The following is a 16,870-nucleotide window of genomic DNA, read 5'->3' as shown; positions in this document are numbered from 1 at the left end:
TATTTTTTATCTTCTTTGAAAGTGCTATCATAGGATGATAATGGAGGAAATAAAAATGTTCAAGTTCATGTTGATTCAACCAGATTCCAAAAAATTAGTTCCAAAAGATAAAGTCGCTAGCACGTATAAGTGGCGGCAGTTTGGTGTGTTGCTAGCTACCTGTATTGGGTACATTGGCTATTATATTATCCGACTCGTTTTTACTACTGAACAAAACGATATTATGAAGGCTTATCATTTTTCCACTGCCGATATCGGTTTGGTACTTTCATGTTTTGGCATTGGCTATGGGATTGCCAAGTTATTTATGGGAGCACTAGTTGATAAGTGCGACTCTAACCGTTATTTAATGGTTGGATTATTGTTATCAGCATTTTTGAATATCTTTTTGGGTTCAACGCATAATTTATATATAATGATGTTTTTAATGCTACTGATTGCGGTTACTCAAGGAATGGGAGCAGCGGCTTGTCAGCGCATGATCCAGTTATGGTGGGGACCAAGAACACGTGGTACCATGTATTCTATTTGGTCGTCTGCTCATAATGCTGGTTCGTTTATTTGTGTGGCAATTGTGCAGCTTGCTACTTTCTTATTTGCAGGCTCGCTGTCTGCTGTCTTCTATACGGCTTCTGCAGTTTCATTTGTAATTTGTATTCTAATCTTAGTTTTAGGAGCTGATCGTCCCGCTGTGGTTGGCTTGCCAGATATTTCAACTTATACAGGTGACAAGGTAGTATTAGATGATGGGCAAGTTTCTACCTCTGATAAAACTGACTTAAGTGTGACACAAATTTTTGTTAAATATATTTTGAAGAATAAGCTGGTCTGGGCAGTAACGTTAACTTCGATGTCACTTTACTTAGTACGCTATGGCATCCAAAGTTGGATTCCGTCATATCTAGTTCAGACTAAGGGATTTGATCCTAGTGAAGCTAAATGGGTGATTGGAATTTTTGAATTAGCTTCGGTACCTGGCGTAATTATTATTGGTGCGATTTCCGATTGGCTAAAAGGACGTAGGGCTCAGGTTTCAATTGCTTGTGTAGTTGGAGTGTTAATTTGTTTAACAGTTTATTTCTTCACTAATAACCATGCTTTAATTTTGACTGCATTAATTATTATGGGTAATCTAATCTATGCACCATTAACGCTAGTCGGGCTGATGGTAAACGAAGTCGTTCCGAAGTTTGCGGTTGGTGCTTCGACTGGATTTATGGGCTTTTTCCAATATATCTTCGGTGAAACACTAGCAACAGCTGTTATCGGTATTTTAGTTAATCAATTTGGCTGGATAGCAAGCAACACTGTATTATATGCAGCTTCGGGATTAGCGATTGTTTTCTTACTTTATACAGCTAAAAGTGAAAGTAAAATGCGCCAGTTGGCTGCCGATAAACAGTAATCAATTATTAAAACACAACTTTTGTTCAGGTTGTGTTTTTTTATTTTGCCCTTGCGTTTTCGAACGAACGTTTGTATAATTGAAGTGATTAGTTATCCGAACTAACGTTTGTCATCAAAAGAGGCGACTAAAATGTATGATTACCGTTATGAGCCACATCGTGTGATTTTTATGATTGATAATAAATCTTTTTTTGCTAGCTGTGAGGCGTTACGGCTAGGACTTAATCCAATGAAGGCTGTGATTGCTGTAGTTTCGCATCAGCCGGATACTAAGTTTGGTTCGGGATTAATTATGGCAGCCTCTCCACTAGCCAAACAGAAGTATGGCTTGACTAATGTAATGCGTGTACGTGACTTACCAGCTAAAAGTGTGGCTCCAGACCTCATGTTAGTTGAACCGCACATGAATTTATATATTAAGCGTAGCATGCAAGTACTAGATGTTTTTCAAAAATATGCAGCTCAAGAGGATATTCATGTCTATTCGATTGATGAGGGGATGATTGACATGACTAAATCTTGGCGCTTGTTTGGTGAAGATCCATATCTAGTTGCACGTCAGATTCAACAAGAAATTCGTGAGCAACTAGGTTTATATACGACATGTGGCATCGGTGAAAATCCACTATTAGCAAAATTAGCGATGGATCTTGAGGCTAAACATCGTAAGTCGATGATTGCCTCATGGCATTATATTGATGTACCAGATACGATTTGGCGAATTACTAATTTAACAGATGTATGGGGAATTGGTAAGGCAACAGCCAAGCGCTTGTCGCGATTGGGAATTAATACTATGTATCAACTCGCTCATGCGAATCCAGCTATTTTAAAGCAGGAATTTGGCGTAATCGGTGAGCAATTATTTGCACTTAGTTGGGGAGTTGATCGGAGTATTATCAGTCAAAAATATGTCTCTAAAACAAAGAGTTATGGTAATTCACAAGTTTTAACTAAGGATTATATAGTTCAGCGCGAAATTGAAATAGTGATTCGCGAAATTGGCGAACAAGTTGCTGCCAGAATTCGTGCACACCGCTTGCAAACTGCTTGTGTGAGTTTAATGGTAGGTTTTGCCCAGTATGAGCAAACTGGTAAGCACCAAGGTTTTAATGTGCAGCATAAAATAACTCCAACTAATGACAACGACTTGCTGGTACAAGAATTAATCGCACTTTTTCGTACCAATTGGCATCATGAAGCTGTGCGCAATTTAAGCGTGAATTATAGCCATTTAACTCCAGATACGAGTGAGCAATTGAGTTTGCTAGAGCCAACTGAACAGCAACTTAAAAAGCGCAAGTTTAATAGAACGGTTGATCAAATACGTCAAAAATATGGTTTTACCAGCTTAGTTAAGGCTTCTAGTCTACTAGACGGAGCAACGGCCATTAGACGCAGTGGTCTGGTCGGAGGACATAGTGGAGGCAATGCTTATGAGTGAGTTCGACCAAATAGTTTTAGCCTTCTTTAAAAATTATCATGATCGCGGGATGCAAAAGTGGCAAGGATATTTTTTAAGTGACCATACATTAAGTATTAATCAGCAAAAGCGGCGCAATGCCGTGCATAATTCGTTAAAACCAGCAATGAGCTTAGAGGATATTGGGTGCAAGTTATTAGAGGCATATAGTAATCATAAAGTAGTACGTGTGCAGCTTAAGGAGCTGAATGAGGACAAGCAGCCACCAGCGGACTTGGTCGGTTTTGTCACAGGTTATGATGAAGAGTCGATCATCATTGCAGAGCAAAAAGTGGCATTAACCAATATTAATAATATTGAAATTGATCAGAAAAAATCGTTTGATATTTCATAAAGTGACCTTTTTTTGCTATAATATGGGACTTGTAAGGTACATGATTAGATAGAGGTAATTTTGTGAATACACCAAGATCTAGAGAGGGCAATTTATTTAGGTATATTGTCTATTTCATCGGTTACTTAATGGTTGCTGGTGTAGTTAAATTAGTAACTTTGAATTCACCGCTGCATATCTGGGATTTGATATTATTTGGAGTAATTTCATTAATGATTTTACTATTCTATATTTATCGTTTTAATCGCGAGCAGCGCTATTTTGACCATAATTTTGCCTCGGCTTCTTGGCTGGGAAACTTCGGCTTGATCGTTGGATTAACCTTAGTTGTCACGGCGCTAAGAATCAGCGTGGCTTATTTACAAGCTACGGGTAAATTGCAACTATACAATTTTCAAACCGCTTATTTAAAGCATGAGTCGGTAACGACATACTGGTTTTTGTTAGTGGCTATCGGAATTATTTTGCCGATCTTGCAAGAATTTTTGACCTCAGGCTTTCTTTTTAATTATGCTTTCAGGCGTAATACGATGGTTGTAGCAATTTGCGGTATCATTTTTTCAGGAGTGTTGTTTAGTATACTTAATTGGCAGTTTTCGTTTTCGCTACTGGTAGTTAATGCGATTTTTGGCTGTTTATTTGCGTGGTCGTATCTTTATACACAGACCATTTGGATGCCAATTTATTTGGCGGTAGTCAACGGTGTTATTCTATTAATTATGACGTAAAATTAGATTATATTAAAAGGGTTTGCCCAGTAACTTGGCTGTGCAAACCCTTTTTGAGTAGTTAAACAAAAAAATAGTAAAGCTGAAATTATGATCAACTTTACTATTTAAGTACTAATAAGCGGATAGCGTGAATCGAACCCGCATCTTCAGCTTGGGAAGCTAATATTCTACCGTTAAACTATACCCGCATTACTAAAATAGTTTACCATGTTTTAATGTTAAAACCAAGACTAAATTTTAGTTTCTGTTAGGTAATTTGCTAGCTGCTAATGGAGTTGTGCTGCGATTTACTAGCGAAGAAAAGTTTTGAAATAACCATTGGCGTAATTCTTGAGGTGTGATTACCAGTGGCATGCGGTCATGAATCGGGGACATCACTGCATTGGGGCTAGTTGTAACCATGGCAAATCGATCAGCTTGATAAATTCCAGCAATCAATGTCAATGGTTCATCCGGATTACGAAAACTAAAACGTTCATGGTAGCGTCTTTGATTGGCAATGTAAGTTTGTTTGCCAGTCTCAAAAAATTGTTCAGCAATGATTAGGCAACGCTGTTTAGCAAATGAAGTATCCCACATTGAAGCTTTACTTTCAAAAAAGCGTTCAACTCTGGCATTAAAAAGCACTTTTTGTTGATTAATTGGACTTGGATAGCCCCAAGATTTGCTAATTAGTTGTAGCTGCTGATTTTGATAGATTAGCACTGGTGCTTGATCTTTAGGAAAGATTGCCCGGTTTTGCGGTAAAGTAGCAGCTGGTTCTACTAAGGGCAAATGTAAATCGGTTGCTAAATATTTTTTGATTGCGCTTAGGCTAGGTAATTGGAATTGGTTACACATTTTGTTCTCCTAGTTTAATCATCGCTTAATTTTTGGTAAAATCAAGTATAACATAGCATAAAACTATTTAACTTGTTAAAGAAGGCAAATAATAATGACAAAAAAAACTATTTTGACAGCTGATCGGCCAACTGGTAAGTTGCATATCGGTCACTATCTTGGATCTTTAAAAAATCGGGTAGCATTACAAAATTCTGGTGAATATCATCCATATATTATGATTGCAGATACCCAGGCTTTAACAGATAACGCGCGTAATCCAGAAAAGATTCGTAATAGCTTATTAGAAGTGGCTATGGACTATCTGGCTGTTGGGATTAATCCAGAAGTATCAACGATTTTTGTACAATCGCAAATTCCTGCTTTGTTTGAATTAACAGCCTACTACATGGACTTAGTAACGGTTAGTCGGCTAGAGCGTAATCCAACTGTTAAAACCGAAATTAAGCAAAAAGGCTTTAACGATTCTATTCCAGTTGGCTTTTTGAACTATCCAGTTTCACAAGCTGCGGATATTACTGCTTTTAAAGCCGATACAGTGCCAGTTGGTGATGATCAGGAGCCAATGTTAGAGCAGGCACGCGAAATTGTGCGTACTTTTAATCGGGTTTATGATTGTGACGTATTAGTTGAACCTAAAGGCTATTTCCCGCAAAAAGGACAAGGACGATTGCCAGGACTTGATGGTAACGCGAAGATGTCGAAGTCACTGAATAATGCGATTTATTTGTCTGATGATGCTAAAACGGTCGAAAAGAAAGTTATGTCAATGTATACGGATCCAGACCACGTTCATGTTGAAGATCCGGGTAAAGTTGCAGGTAATACAGTTTTTACTTATCTAGATGCCTTTGATCCTGATAAGGATCAGGTAGCAGAGCTCAAGGCAGATTATCAAAAAGGTGGCTTAGGGGATGTTAAGCTTAAGCGGTATTTATATCAGGTCTTGGAAAAAGAGCTTGCGCCAATTCGGCAGCGCCGCGCTAAGTATGAGCAAAATCCGTCCGAAGTCTATGATATGTTAATTGCTGGTTCCAAAAAGGCTAATGAAGTTGCTAATGAAACTTTGAACCAAGTACGCTCAGCAATTGGTCTAAATTATTTTGAGAGGTAATCAATGATGCGGGCGCGAATTCCTTGGAAGCAATATTTTATGATGCAGGCATTAGTCATTGCGCAACGTTCAACTTGTGATCGTGCGTTAGTTGGCAATGTACTAGTCAAAGACAACCGGATTATTGGTACTGGTTATAACGGTTCTGTAACGGGACAACCACATTGTGATGATGCTGGTCATCAGTTAGTAGATGGTCACTGCGTACGTACCATTCATTCAGAAATGAATTCGTTAATTCAGTGTGCCAAAAATGGTGTATCAACTGCTGATACGGAAATCTATGTAACACATTTTCCTTGCTATAACTGTGCCAAGGCACTAGTTCAAGCGGGAATTACCAAGGTTAATTATTACTTTGACTATCATGATAATCCGTTAGCAATTGCACTGTTTGAAGATTGTGGGGTTCCCTATGAACAAATTAAAATCGATCGTAAGTACGTGGAGCAATTGGCCCGTAAATTGGAGGATGCTGAAAATTAAGCTGGCTTTAATTAGTGTCATTATGGGCTTTTTTGTTATGACCACTGCTTTTACTAACGCTAATATTCAAGATAACAGTCAGCTTTTAGATCGTAAAACCAGTAAATTAATTAGGGCGAAAAATGATCGGTATTTTCAAACTAGTGAGCAGCCACGGATCGTGGTGCGCACGCAAAAAGGAATCGAGCATCTAACTCCCAAGCACTTGAATAAATTGCATCGAACAGTTTTTATTGTAGTTGGCTCGCAAAAAAAGAAGCGCAACGTACAAATTTATTCGAGCAAAGATTTGCATAGTGCATTTAGCGCTGATGTGCGGGGCAATATTTTGCGTTCACAATCAGAAAAATTGCGTAGCAATAATCAAAAAGAGTTTAACGTAGGATTGCGTTTTGTCTTTAAGGCTTGTGCCACTACAATTGATCAGGAATATCAATATGCGTTAGATCAATATGATTTAACTAACGATGAACGAGCGCAAATTACGCATCCGCACCGAATGGCGCTACCGATTGCATTGGCGCTAGTGCTAGTGATTAGCGGCTTAGCATTATTTTTAAAAAAGCATTCTCATGTAGAAAACAAGTAAAAAAGTTTGACTTATGTGTAGCTTTTGCATTACACTCACATTGTCAATTAAATAAACAAATGAACTGTTAGGTGAGACTCCTACGTGAATATACGCTATCGCCCAGAAACATCCAGAGATGCCAACGGGTTAAATAGGTGTCGTCGACATAAGGCGACATCCAGATGGCTAGCAATTGCTTACGTCACGTAGTGTTAAAACTGAACGACGAGTGATGAAGATACCTTGTTTAATTAAAGGGTCGCCTAACGCAGTTTTAGGCGGCTCTTTTTGGTTTATTTGGAAAATTCTAAATGAGGAGTGATGACAATGTTAAGAAAAACTGGTGATTTAGGCAATGGTAAGGACTTAAAATTAGTTCAGACTATCGCAAAAGAATCCCGCTCTGAGACTTTAGCTAGACTGCATGCCAGCAGTGATGGCTTATCTAGTAAGCAGGTGACTAAAAATCGTGAAGAATATGGTTCTAATGAAATTACCACTAAACAGGGGAATTCAAAGTTACGTTTCTTAGTTGAAGCTTTTGTGACACCATTCACGCTAATCTTATTGATACTGGCAATTGTGTCGTTATGCAGCGATTATCTGTTTGCTCCCAAAGGAGATCGCGATCTAAGTACAGTAATCATTATGGTAACAATGGTACTTATTTCTGGAATTACTAGCTATGTTCAAAATGTTAAATCTTCTAATGCGGTAAATAGTTTACTCAAATTAGTTTCAGTTACGACCGCTGCTGTGCGTGATGGTAATGAGCAGGAGATTGCCACCAGTCAAGTGGTAGTTGGTGATGTTATCCGTCTTGGAGCAGGAGATATGGTTCCGGCAGATATGCGCTTACTATCTAGTAAAGACTTGTTTTGTTCATCGAGTTCATTAAATGGTGAATCTAATCCAGTTGAAAAGATTGCTAGTAAAAAGCCGAGTATTGGTCAAGATAATGACTATTTAAACTACCCTAATATTTTGTACGAGGGGACCACTATTGTTTCTGGGTCTGGGTTAGGTGTTGTCTTTGCAATAGGGACGGACACCATGTTTGGTAAATTGGCCCATGATATTTCCCAAAATGATGTTAAGAATACCAATTTTGATGCTGGTATTAAGAGTATTTCTAAGTTACTACTTACGATGACCTTGGTCATAGCTCCGCTGGTTTTTTTAATTAATGGTTTAACCAAAGGAGATTGGCTAAATGCGTTAGTCTTTGCGATTGCTACTGCAGTGGGTCTAACTCCAGAAATGTTGCCAGTGATTGTGACTACAAATTTAGTTAAAGGGTCAATTGAAATGTCTAAGCATGGCACAATTGTCAAGAAGATGAATGCAATTCAAAATTTTGGCTCGGCAGATGTGATGTGTACCGATAAGACTGGGACTTTAACACAAGATAAGGTGGTTCTAGAACGCCACTATGATTTGAATTTGCATGAAAGTAAAAAAATCTTGGAATTAAGTTACCTTAATTCTTATTATCAAACTGGGATGAAAAACCTGATCGATAAGGCAATCATTGAAGCAGCCGGAGACGAGCTCGACATCAACGAAATTCAGCGTGATTATTATAAAATCGATGAAATTCCGTTTGACTTTTCAAGAAGAAGAATGAGTGTGGTAATGGCTAATTCTGACCATAAACATGGTGAGCATTTGCTGGTGACTAAAGGCGCCGCAGAGGAAATGCTAGGTGTGTCAACCAAGGTGGAAGTAGATGGCCAGATTTTACCGTTAACGGCTGCCCGAAGAGACAAGATTATGGCTCAAGTTAACGAGATGAATGATGATGGTTTGCGGATTATCATGTTGGGTTATAAAAATAATCCTGCACCTGTTGGTGAATTTTCGGTTACTGACGAGAATGATTTGATTTTGTGTGGCTTCTTAGCCTTTCTTGACCCACCTAAGGAAAGTGCTAAGGCAGCACTTGCAAGGTTAAAAGCTGACGGTATTACCGTCAAAATCCTAACTGGAGATAATGAAGCTGTCACTAGAACGGTTGGCTTGCAAGTGGGATTGAACGTAGATACCGTTTATTCTGGCAGTGATTTAGTAGATAAAAGCCATGAAGAGCTAGCCAAGATGGTGGAAGAATGCAATATCTTCGTCAAATTATCACCTGAAGATAAGACTCGGATTATTAATTTATTGAAAGAAAATGGGCATACCGTTGGGTACATGGGTGATGGTATCAATGATGCACCAGCCATGAAAGCAGCTGATGTATCTGTTTCGGTTGATACTGCAGTGGATATTGCTAAGGAATCTGCCGATATCATTTTATTACACAAAGATTTGAATGTGCTTGAAGAAGGCGTAAGAATTGGACGCAAAGTCTTTGGCAATACCCTGAAGTATATTAAAATTACTCTGTCATCTAACTTCGGTAATATCCTATCAGTGCTGCTAGCTTCATCATTCTTACCATTCTTACCGATGTTACCCTTACAGCTATTAATTTTAGACTTACTATATGGGACTAGTTGTTTGTCATTGCCATTTGACTCAATGTCTAGTGATTACTTAAGTCAGCCGCGAACTTGGTCAACTAAAAAACTACCGAAATTTATGTTTTACTTTGGCCCAACCTCTTCTGTTTTTGATATTATCACTTTCGGAATGTTGTATTTTGTAATCTGTCCTGAATTAGTGGGAGGCAACTTTAGCACGCTTGCACCAGCTCAAAAAACAGCGTTTATTGCCTTATTCCACACTGGCTGGTTTATTGTATCTTTGTGGACACAAGAAATGGTGATTCACGCCTTGCGTGACCACCGGTTACCGTTTATTAAGCAGCATGCAACGCCACCGGTTACGCTAGCTACTTTTGGTGCGGGAGTTATTGGTACGATTATTCCATTTTCATTCTTGGCAGAGCCGTTACAATTTGGCCAGCTACCTTTAAGTTTCTTATGGTTCGTATTAGTGATACTAATCTTTTATATTCTGTTGACAACTTGGGTAAAGCATTTCTATCTTAAGAAAGAACAATTTTTAATTTAGCTTATTTGATTAAGAAATGTATGGCTAGTTAATCTATCTTTTGATAGAATGATAGATTTTACGGACAAAGAAGTAGATGATTGGTACCATAATAGCTGTGGAAATTGAGTTGATGACTGTTGCAGTTTGACTAAAGAATGAGGAAATAATCGCTACTTTGAAGCTAGTACCAACCATTAGTGCTTCAACAATAGAAGCAAGATAACTGGTAATTAGTTTGGTAATTCCTGCAACTACCGCAATAATCGTAATATTTTTCTTAGTATCGTGATATTTAGCTAAGCGAAATAAGCCATCAACAACTAGGCCAAGAATAATTACTTGAATCATGGTTAGCCATGAAGTGGCAGCATAACCATTTAAGATATCAAAGCCTCCAAGCCCAATTAGACCAGCAATAATACCATTGCGACTACCTAAAAAAAGGATTGCAACTACAGTTAACGTATTGCCGAAGTGAATAAATGGCCGTCCAACAATTGCCGGGATCGGAAATCGTAAGATCCAAATGCCAATATAAATGATGGCCGCAAACATTCCAGTCATAGTTAAAGCTGTTAAAGAATTTTTTTGGTTACGCATAATGTCCTCCTAAAGCAATTAATTATTTTTAGAACTAATTATAGTACTTTTTATAAAATACTTAATCTTTTTTTAGTTAAAAATTCATTTTATCGAAAAATAACCTTCAATCATGTCATTAAGATAGATTGGAGGTTATTTCATTTAGGCTCTATTATGTTTATTAGTCCAGTTATACACTGGCCAACCGGTCAAAGTTAATAAAATGCCAGTCAATGCCAATTTAGGCTGTGTCAGTGTGGTGTTAATAATGATAAATATCGCACCAATAATTGCTAGAATGGGTGGCAAGGGATATAAGGGGATTTTGTATGGACGCAGTAAATCAGGTTCGCGTTTGCGCAAGATAAAGACACCAATAAATAATAATAAGGAAAAAATCCAGGAAACATAAACCAACATATCAGTTAAACTATCAAAGGTTCCTGAAAAAATCATGATAACTGCAATTGCACATTCGAAAAGCATGCTATTAGTTGGTACTAAGGTTTTGGGATTCAATTTGGCAAAAAAGGCTGCTTGAGGCAGCTTTTTTTGTTTACCTAGGGTATAAGGCATTCTTGAACCAGCCATCAAATGACCATTGATTGCACCAAAAATTGAAACTAGAATTCCTAAACTAATCATAAGGCCGCCAAAACTACCAAAGAGTTTTTGAGCAGCTAATAGTGCAGTTCCCTGATTGCCAACGATTTTGGACCAAGGAATAGTTTTAATGAAGCCCCAATTAAGTAAGGTATAAATCACGCTGACACCTAGTAGTCCCCAGGTAATTGCTCTGGACAATGTCTTGGCTGGATTCTTAATTTCATTGGCTAAGTTACCGATACTGAGCCAGCCATCATAGGCAAACAATACGGCAAGTAGAGCCTGACCAAAGGAAAAGGCACTGGTAGCTGAGGTGATCTGAGGACCTGGTGCACCAGCTAATTGATTGGTTTGGTTTGACCAGATTGCGAAGATACCGATTGCTAAAATAGGTAATAATTTGATAATTAAAGTTAATTTTTGCACCCCACTACTTAATTTCGAGCCAAGCCAATTAATTAATAAGATGATGAGCATAACTAGTAAGGCAATGCTTGTGGTCGATAAAGCTTGTAGATGTGGTAACTGTTTTAATTGAGTTGCAAAGACAATCGAAAGTGCTGCAATATTAGCTGGATAATAAATAATAATTAGTGACCAGCCAAACAGAAAAGCAATTTTGGGTCCATAAATGACAGTTAAATATTTTACGGCGCCACCATCTTCTGGGAAGCTAGCGGCTAGTTCCGCTACACTTAAGCCGGCCATGAGTGCAATTAAACCAGCTAGTGGCCAGACCAGAATACTTAACCAGGCATTATGGGTTAGACTAGAAACACTGGCAATTTTAAAAAATGCTCCCCCACCAATCATGGTACCCATGACGGTAGCTAAGGCGGCAAAAAGATTTAATTGTCTTTTCATGATTTGTGACCTCTCTTAATTAAATAATCTTTGTCATTATATGCCAAAAGCAGCTAAAGACAAAATTGTTCCTGATAAATTGGTGTTAATCGCTATATGTTTGAAAGCGAATCCAAGTATGCTATCATTTTTAATGAAAACAAAAATAACACGATATAAAGGAGATACAGATGAACAAAGTTGCAGTGATTGGCAGTATTAATCTGGATACTAATTTACGGGTTAAGGCAATGGCCAAGCCGGGGGAGACAATCCATGCTAAAGAGCATTACAGCGCAGCCGGTGGTAAGGGAGCAAACCAAGCAGTAGCTGCGGCACGTTCAGGCTGTAAAACTAGCTTTATTGGTGCAGTAGGAAATGATGCACCCGGAGAGCAAATGCTGGATTTGTTAAAACAAGATGGAATTGATACATCAGGCATTCAGGTTGTTAAGGAGGAATCAACTGGTCAAGCTTTTATCAGCGTTGATGATGCAGGACAGAATTCAATTATTATTTATGCAGGTGCCAATGCTGCTTTTGGCAGCGCAGAAGTAACTCAAAATCGTGCTTTGATTACTAACAGTGATTTTGTACTAGCCCAATTTGAAACGCCAGTTGAGGCAACTATTAAAGGGTTTGAATTAGCACGTCAAGCTGGTGCTAAAACGATTTTAAATCCTGCTCCGGCAATGACGCAGATTCCAGTAGAACTGCTTGAGTTGACGGATATGATTACGCCTAATGAAACAGAGGTTGAAACCATTACTGGAGTGCATGTAACAACTGAAGCTGATGCTCGCAAAGCAGCTGCTAAGTTGCATGCTTTAGGAATTGCTGCGGTGGTAATTACTATTGGCTCAAAAGGTGCTTTTTATGATATTAATGGTCAAAGCGCACTAGTTCCAGCTTTTAAAGTTAAGGCGGTTGATACCACTGCTGCAGGTGATACTTTTATTGGCGCTATGGTTAGTGTACTTAAACCCGATTTTAGTAATTTGGCAGCTGCAATTAAGTTTGCTAACAAGGCTTCGTCACTGACGGTTAGCCGCTATGGTGCACAACCGGCGATTCCTTATCAAGCTGAGATTGAACAAGTTAATAAATAGAAAGGTAACAAATGAAAAAAACTGCAGTTATTAATTCAAATTTATCACGAGTAATTGCTACAATGGGGCACTTTGATAAATTAGCTATTGGTGATGCTGGAACGCCTGTTCCTCAGGAAACCGAGAAAATCGACTTGGCAGTTACTAAGGGCATACCTAGTTTTATGGACGTATTAAATAATGTTCTAGAAGAACTAGAAATTCAGCGCGTTTTTCTAGCAACCGAAATCAAATCGGAAAATCCACAAATGTTAGCTAGTATTAAAGAACGCCTGCCTGATACGCCAATTGAGTTTATTACCCACGAAGAGTTAAAAGCCAGCCTGAGTGATTGTAAGGCATTTGTTAGAACTGGTGAAATGACCCCATATGCTAATATTTTGCTTGAAAGCAACGTGATTTTTTAAAAAGGGGAGCAAACATTGCCAATAGCTACATTAAATACGACTGCATTACTAGTTGGGCTAGGACCATTGATTGGTTGGGGATTGTTTCCGACTATTGCGTCTAAAATTGGTGGTAAGCCAGCTAATCAAATTTTAGGAACTACCTTGGGTACCTTTATTTTTGGATTAGCGTTTGCCTTGATTGGTGGTTACTCACTACCAACTGGAAGCTCATTATTTCTGTCAATTATTTCTGGAATTGGCTGGGCTAGTGCCCAAATTGTCACTTTCATGTCCTTTAACTTGGTTGGTTCTTCGAGGGTCATGCCAATTACCACTGCCTTTCAATTACTTGGGGCCTCTTTGTGGGGTGTAATTGCCCTAGGAAATTGGCCCGGAGTCAAAGCTAAAATTATCGGTGGGTTAGCATTAGTAGCAATTATTATTGGTGCTTATATGACAGTTTGGAGCGAAAATAAAACAGCACAAAAAACGAATTTGCTTAAAAAAGCAGTTATCTGGCTATTATTTGGTGAAATTGGTTATTGGTTATATTCAGCTGCGCCGCAGGCAGCCCGCGTTGATGGGCAACATGCATTTTTACCGCAAGCAATTGGGATGCTTTTAACTGGGATTGGCTATGGTATTTATGTTTCTCTTAAAAATCCGAAGCAAAATCCATTTAAAGAGTTAGTTTCATATCAACAAATTTTTGCTGGGTTCTTTTTTGCTTTTGCTGCTTTGACTTATCTAATTTCGGCACAACCCAATATGAATGGCTTAGCGACTGGCTTCGTTTTGTCACAGACTTCAGTTATCTTGGCAACTTTAACAGGTATTTGGTTCTTAGGACAAAAAAAGACTAAAAAAGAGCTGATAATTACCATTATTGGTTTAGTAATCATCTTAATTGCTGCGGCGGTGACAGAATTTATTTAGTACGACTTTAAATTAGTAATAAACTTAGAAACTTCTTGTAGAGTTTCTATTTTTTTATCATAAAAAAGTGAGATTACTGGCTCATACTTTGGATAAAAAGATTGACAAAAAGTAAGTAAAAGCATAGCATATAAGACACTTACAGATAATAAGTAAGAAAGGAATATAATCTACGATGCAGCTTCAAACTTGTCCAATTCAATGTTTAAATAAATTAACTGTTTGCTATTTGGTGCTGTAGTTGTATTCTACTTTTTTATTGACAATAGGAAAGAACTACGCAAAGTCACATAGACGCGTAGTTCTTTTTCTTAGTAACGGTTAGCTGGACGCAAATAAGTGCCAGTAGTTTGATTAGGAATTGGGGGTAAAAGATGAGTTGGCAAATTATTGCGCAAAGTTTACCAATTTTTGGTAAGGCCTTTTTATTAACCATTGGTCTAGCTTTAGTTGGAATTTTGGGTTCGCTAATTGTTGGAGTCATCAGTAGTTTAATCCAGTATTTCAAAGTGCCAATTTTAAACCAAATTGTAACGGTTTATGTTGAAGTAGCACGTAATACGCCATTATTAATTCAATTGTTCTTCTTGTATTATGCTTTTCCAGTGTTGGGGTTAAAATTGAAAGCAACTACTTGTGGGATTATTGGACTGATCTTTTTAGGCGGTGGCTATATGGCTGAAGGCTTTAGTGGCGGCTTTAGTGGAGTCAGTTCCAATCAAATTGATGATGGTAAAGCCTTGGGGATGAATCAGTTTCAGTTAGCTCGATATGTTATTTTTCCACAAGGCTTTGCTTTGAGCATGCCCGCTTTAACGGCCAATATTATTTTTTTAATCAAAGAAACTTCCATCTTTTCAGTAATTGCTATTCCAGAATTAACCAATACCGCTCTTGACTTAATCGGTATGTATTATCGGTCAAATGAATATCTACTAATATTGGTAATTGCCTATGCGATTATTTTAATTCCGGTAATCTTATTACTTAATTATTGGGAAAGGAGAGTTCGTTATGGAACATTCGGCGATTAATGTTTTGTTTGCCGGTGACAACTTTGCAAGGCTGATGCAGGGATTGTGGACATCTGTTTGGATTGCTGCAGTTAGCTTAATTATTGGCTTGATCTTAGGGACAATTTTTGGGATTTTACGAACGCTACCAAACAAAGTAGTTCGGTTCATTTTACGGCTATACCTGGAATTCTTTCGAATTGTACCAACAATTGTTTTATTGTATTTAGCATATTATATTTTACCGCGTTCTTTGCATATTAACTGGCCAGCTAGCTGGATGGCAGTGATTGCCTTTTCTTTATGGATAGCTGCCGAATTTAGTGATATTGTGCGAGGAGCCATTGAATCGGTTCCAGTAACGCAAAAAGAATCTGGACTTGCCTTGGGATTGAGTCAGGTACAGCTATTTCGGTACGTTTTACTTCCACAAGCTGCTAAATTGGAATTGCCGGCTACAATTAATTTGGCTACGCGAGTGATTAAAACCACATCATTGTTAATGACGATCAGCATTATTGATGTTATCGCGGTTGGACAGCAAATTATGGAAGCTAATAATCAACGGTATCCTAATGCAGTCTTTTGGATTTATGGTTTGATTTTTATTTTGTACTTTGCAATTGATTATCCACTATCAGCTTGGGCCAAGCGCCTGTCTGCTAAACAAAAGTAGGTGAAATAAATGACAGAAGAAATTTTACGTGTTGACCATTTGAATAAATTTTATGGTGATTGGCAAGCATTAAAAGATATTAATTTTACGTTGAATGAAGGAGAAGTGTTGACGTTACTTGGGCCATCTGGTTCAGGCAAAAGTACACTTTTGCGCTGTCTGAATGGACTGGAAGACTTTAGTGATGGCCAGCTTTATTTTAAAGGACAACAGATTCAGCCCACACAGCAAAATTGGCAAGCATTACGCCAAAAGATTGGCATGGTTTTTCAAAGTTATGATCTATTCCCTAACTTGACTGTTCTTGACAATATTCTATTAGCTCCAGTTAAAGTACAAAAACGTTCTGAAACAGAAGTTAAAAAAAGGGCAACTCAATTATTAAAGCAAGTTGGTTTATCAGAGTACGCAGCTTCTTATCCGCGAGAATTGTCTGGTGGGCAAAAGCAACGGATCGCGATTGTGCGAGCTCTAGCAATGCAGCCAGAAATGATGTTGTTTGATGAAGTTACGGCGTCGCTTGACCCAGAAATGGTGCGTGGCGTGCTAGAAATTATGACCAATCTCGCTAAAAAGCAGCACATGACCATGATTATTGTGACGCATGAAATGAACTTTGCTGCTCAAATAGCTGATCAGGTGTTATTTTTAGAGTCTGGTCAAATTGTAGAAAGTACTTCCGGCAAACAATTTTTCACTAAACCGCAAACTAAGCGTGCACAGGACTTTTTGACTAGTATGGATTTTTAA

17 protein-coding genes, 1 tRNA gene and 1 riboswitch are annotated in these 16,870 nt (G+C 38.2%); of the genes, 14 read left to right on the top strand and 4 right to left on the bottom strand.

All coding sequences use genetic code 11. The annotated features are described in order from the left end of the window. The first annotated feature begins 55 nt into the window (after positions 1-55). From OZX59_RS04345 to OZX59_RS04330, 4 genes are all read left to right on the top strand, one after another. Positions 56-1,405, top strand: coding sequence for an MFS transporter (locus OZX59_RS04345; protein WP_277126914.1), 1,350 nt, complete (start codon positions 56-58; stop codon positions 1,403-1,405). A 132-nt stretch (positions 1,406-1,537) separates the two neighbouring features. After that, entirely contained in the window at positions 1,538-2,851 is a 1,314-nt protein-coding gene (locus OZX59_RS04340; RefSeq protein ID WP_277126913.1) for a nucleotidyltransferase, read from the top strand. Then, a complete protein-coding gene (locus OZX59_RS04335; RefSeq protein WP_277126912.1) occupies positions 2,844-3,224 on the top strand; it encodes a hypothetical protein in 381 nt (126 codons plus the stop codon). Before OZX59_RS04340 ends, OZX59_RS04335 begins: the two co-directional genes overlap by 8 nt. 62 nt (positions 3,225-3,286) lie before the next feature. After that, positions 3,287-3,952: a type II CAAX endopeptidase family protein gene (locus tag OZX59_RS04330; protein WP_277126911.1), complete on the top strand. Its 666-nt coding sequence runs from the start codon at positions 3,287-3,289 to the stop codon at positions 3,950-3,952. 120 nt (positions 3,953-4,072) lie between these two features. On the opposite strand, the gene OZX59_RS04325 is transcribed toward OZX59_RS04330, so the two are convergent. Then, positions 4,073-4,143, bottom strand: a tRNA-Gly gene (locus OZX59_RS04325). A gap of 49 nt (positions 4,144-4,192) precedes the next feature. Further along, on the bottom strand, positions 4,193-4,795 hold the full coding sequence (locus tag OZX59_RS04320; protein WP_277126910.1) for an SOS response-associated peptidase family protein: 603 nt from the start codon (positions 4,793-4,795) through the stop codon (positions 4,193-4,195). A gap of 94 nt (positions 4,796-4,889) precedes the next feature. On the opposite strand from OZX59_RS04320, the gene trpS reads away from it, so the two are divergent. From trpS to mgtA, 4 genes are all read left to right on the top strand, one after another. Beyond that, a complete protein-coding gene (gene trpS, locus OZX59_RS04315; RefSeq protein ID WP_277126909.1) occupies positions 4,890-5,909 on the top strand; it encodes a tryptophan--tRNA ligase in 1,020 nt (339 codons plus the stop codon). A gap of 6 nt (positions 5,910-5,915) precedes the next feature. Further along, on the top strand, positions 5,916-6,395 hold the full coding sequence (locus OZX59_RS04310) for a deaminase (RefSeq protein WP_277126987.1): 480 nt from the start codon (positions 5,916-5,918) through the stop codon (positions 6,393-6,395). After that, entirely contained in the window at positions 6,382-6,984 is a 603-nt protein-coding gene (locus OZX59_RS04305; RefSeq protein ID WP_277126908.1) for a TPM domain-containing protein, read from the top strand. The genes OZX59_RS04310 and OZX59_RS04305 overlap by 14 nt, the downstream gene beginning before the upstream one ends. A gap of 56 nt (positions 6,985-7,040) precedes the next feature. Next, positions 7,041-7,204: riboswitch (M-box (ykoK) riboswitch) on the top strand. 89 nt (positions 7,205-7,293) lie between these two features. Beyond that, entirely contained in the window at positions 7,294-9,984 is a 2,691-nt protein-coding gene (gene mgtA, locus OZX59_RS04300; protein WP_277126907.1) for a magnesium-translocating P-type ATPase, read from the top strand. A 33-nt stretch (positions 9,985-10,017) separates the two neighbouring features. Here the strand turns inward: mgtA and OZX59_RS04295 are convergent, their stop codons facing one another. Both OZX59_RS04295 and OZX59_RS04290 read right to left on the bottom strand, forming a co-directional pair. Then, positions 10,018-10,566: an ECF transporter S component gene (locus OZX59_RS04295; RefSeq protein WP_277126906.1), complete on the bottom strand. Its 549-nt coding sequence runs from the start codon at positions 10,564-10,566 to the stop codon at positions 10,018-10,020. Positions 10,567-10,710: 144 nt separating this feature from the next. Then, positions 10,711-12,018: an amino acid permease gene (locus OZX59_RS04290; RefSeq protein ID WP_277126905.1), complete on the bottom strand. Its 1,308-nt coding sequence runs from the start codon at positions 12,016-12,018 to the stop codon at positions 10,711-10,713. Between the two features lie 170 nt (positions 12,019-12,188). Here OZX59_RS04290 and rbsK point away from each other — a divergent pair, with 170 nt between their 5' ends. The 6 genes from rbsK to OZX59_RS04260 all read left to right on the top strand — a co-directional run bounded on the left by rbsK (position 12,189) and on the right by OZX59_RS04260 (position 16,870). After that, a complete protein-coding gene (gene rbsK, locus OZX59_RS04285) occupies positions 12,189-13,106 on the top strand; it encodes a ribokinase (RefSeq protein WP_277126904.1) in 918 nt (305 codons plus the stop codon). Between the two features lie 11 nt (positions 13,107-13,117). After that, complete coding sequence (rbsD, locus tag OZX59_RS04280; RefSeq protein WP_277126903.1) at positions 13,118-13,513, top strand: D-ribose pyranase; 396 nt, start codon at positions 13,118-13,120, stop codon at positions 13,511-13,513. A 21-nt stretch (positions 13,514-13,534) separates the two neighbouring features. Next, complete coding sequence (locus tag OZX59_RS04275) at positions 13,535-14,431, top strand: GRP family sugar transporter (RefSeq protein ID WP_277126986.1); 897 nt, start codon at positions 13,535-13,537, stop codon at positions 14,429-14,431. Between the two features lie 374 nt (positions 14,432-14,805). Next, positions 14,806-15,465, top strand: a complete 660-nt coding sequence (locus tag OZX59_RS04270) for an amino acid ABC transporter permease (RefSeq protein ID WP_277126902.1) — start codon at positions 14,806-14,808, stop codon at positions 15,463-15,465. Further along, positions 15,446-16,120, top strand: coding sequence for an amino acid ABC transporter permease (locus OZX59_RS04265; RefSeq protein WP_277126901.1), 675 nt, complete (start codon positions 15,446-15,448; stop codon positions 16,118-16,120). Before OZX59_RS04270 ends, OZX59_RS04265 begins: the two co-directional genes overlap by 20 nt. Before the next feature lie 9 nt (positions 16,121-16,129). After that, positions 16,130-16,870, top strand: coding sequence for an amino acid ABC transporter ATP-binding protein (locus tag OZX59_RS04260; RefSeq protein WP_277126900.1), 741 nt, complete (start codon positions 16,130-16,132; stop codon positions 16,868-16,870).

The sequence above is a fragment of the Lactobacillus sp. ESL0681 genome (assembly GCF_029392835.1).
Classification (GTDB): domain Bacteria; phylum Bacillota; class Bacilli; order Lactobacillales; family Lactobacillaceae; genus Lactobacillus.
Note: the sequence above shows the minus strand (reverse complement) of the source record. Positions and strands in the feature narration are given on the sequence as shown.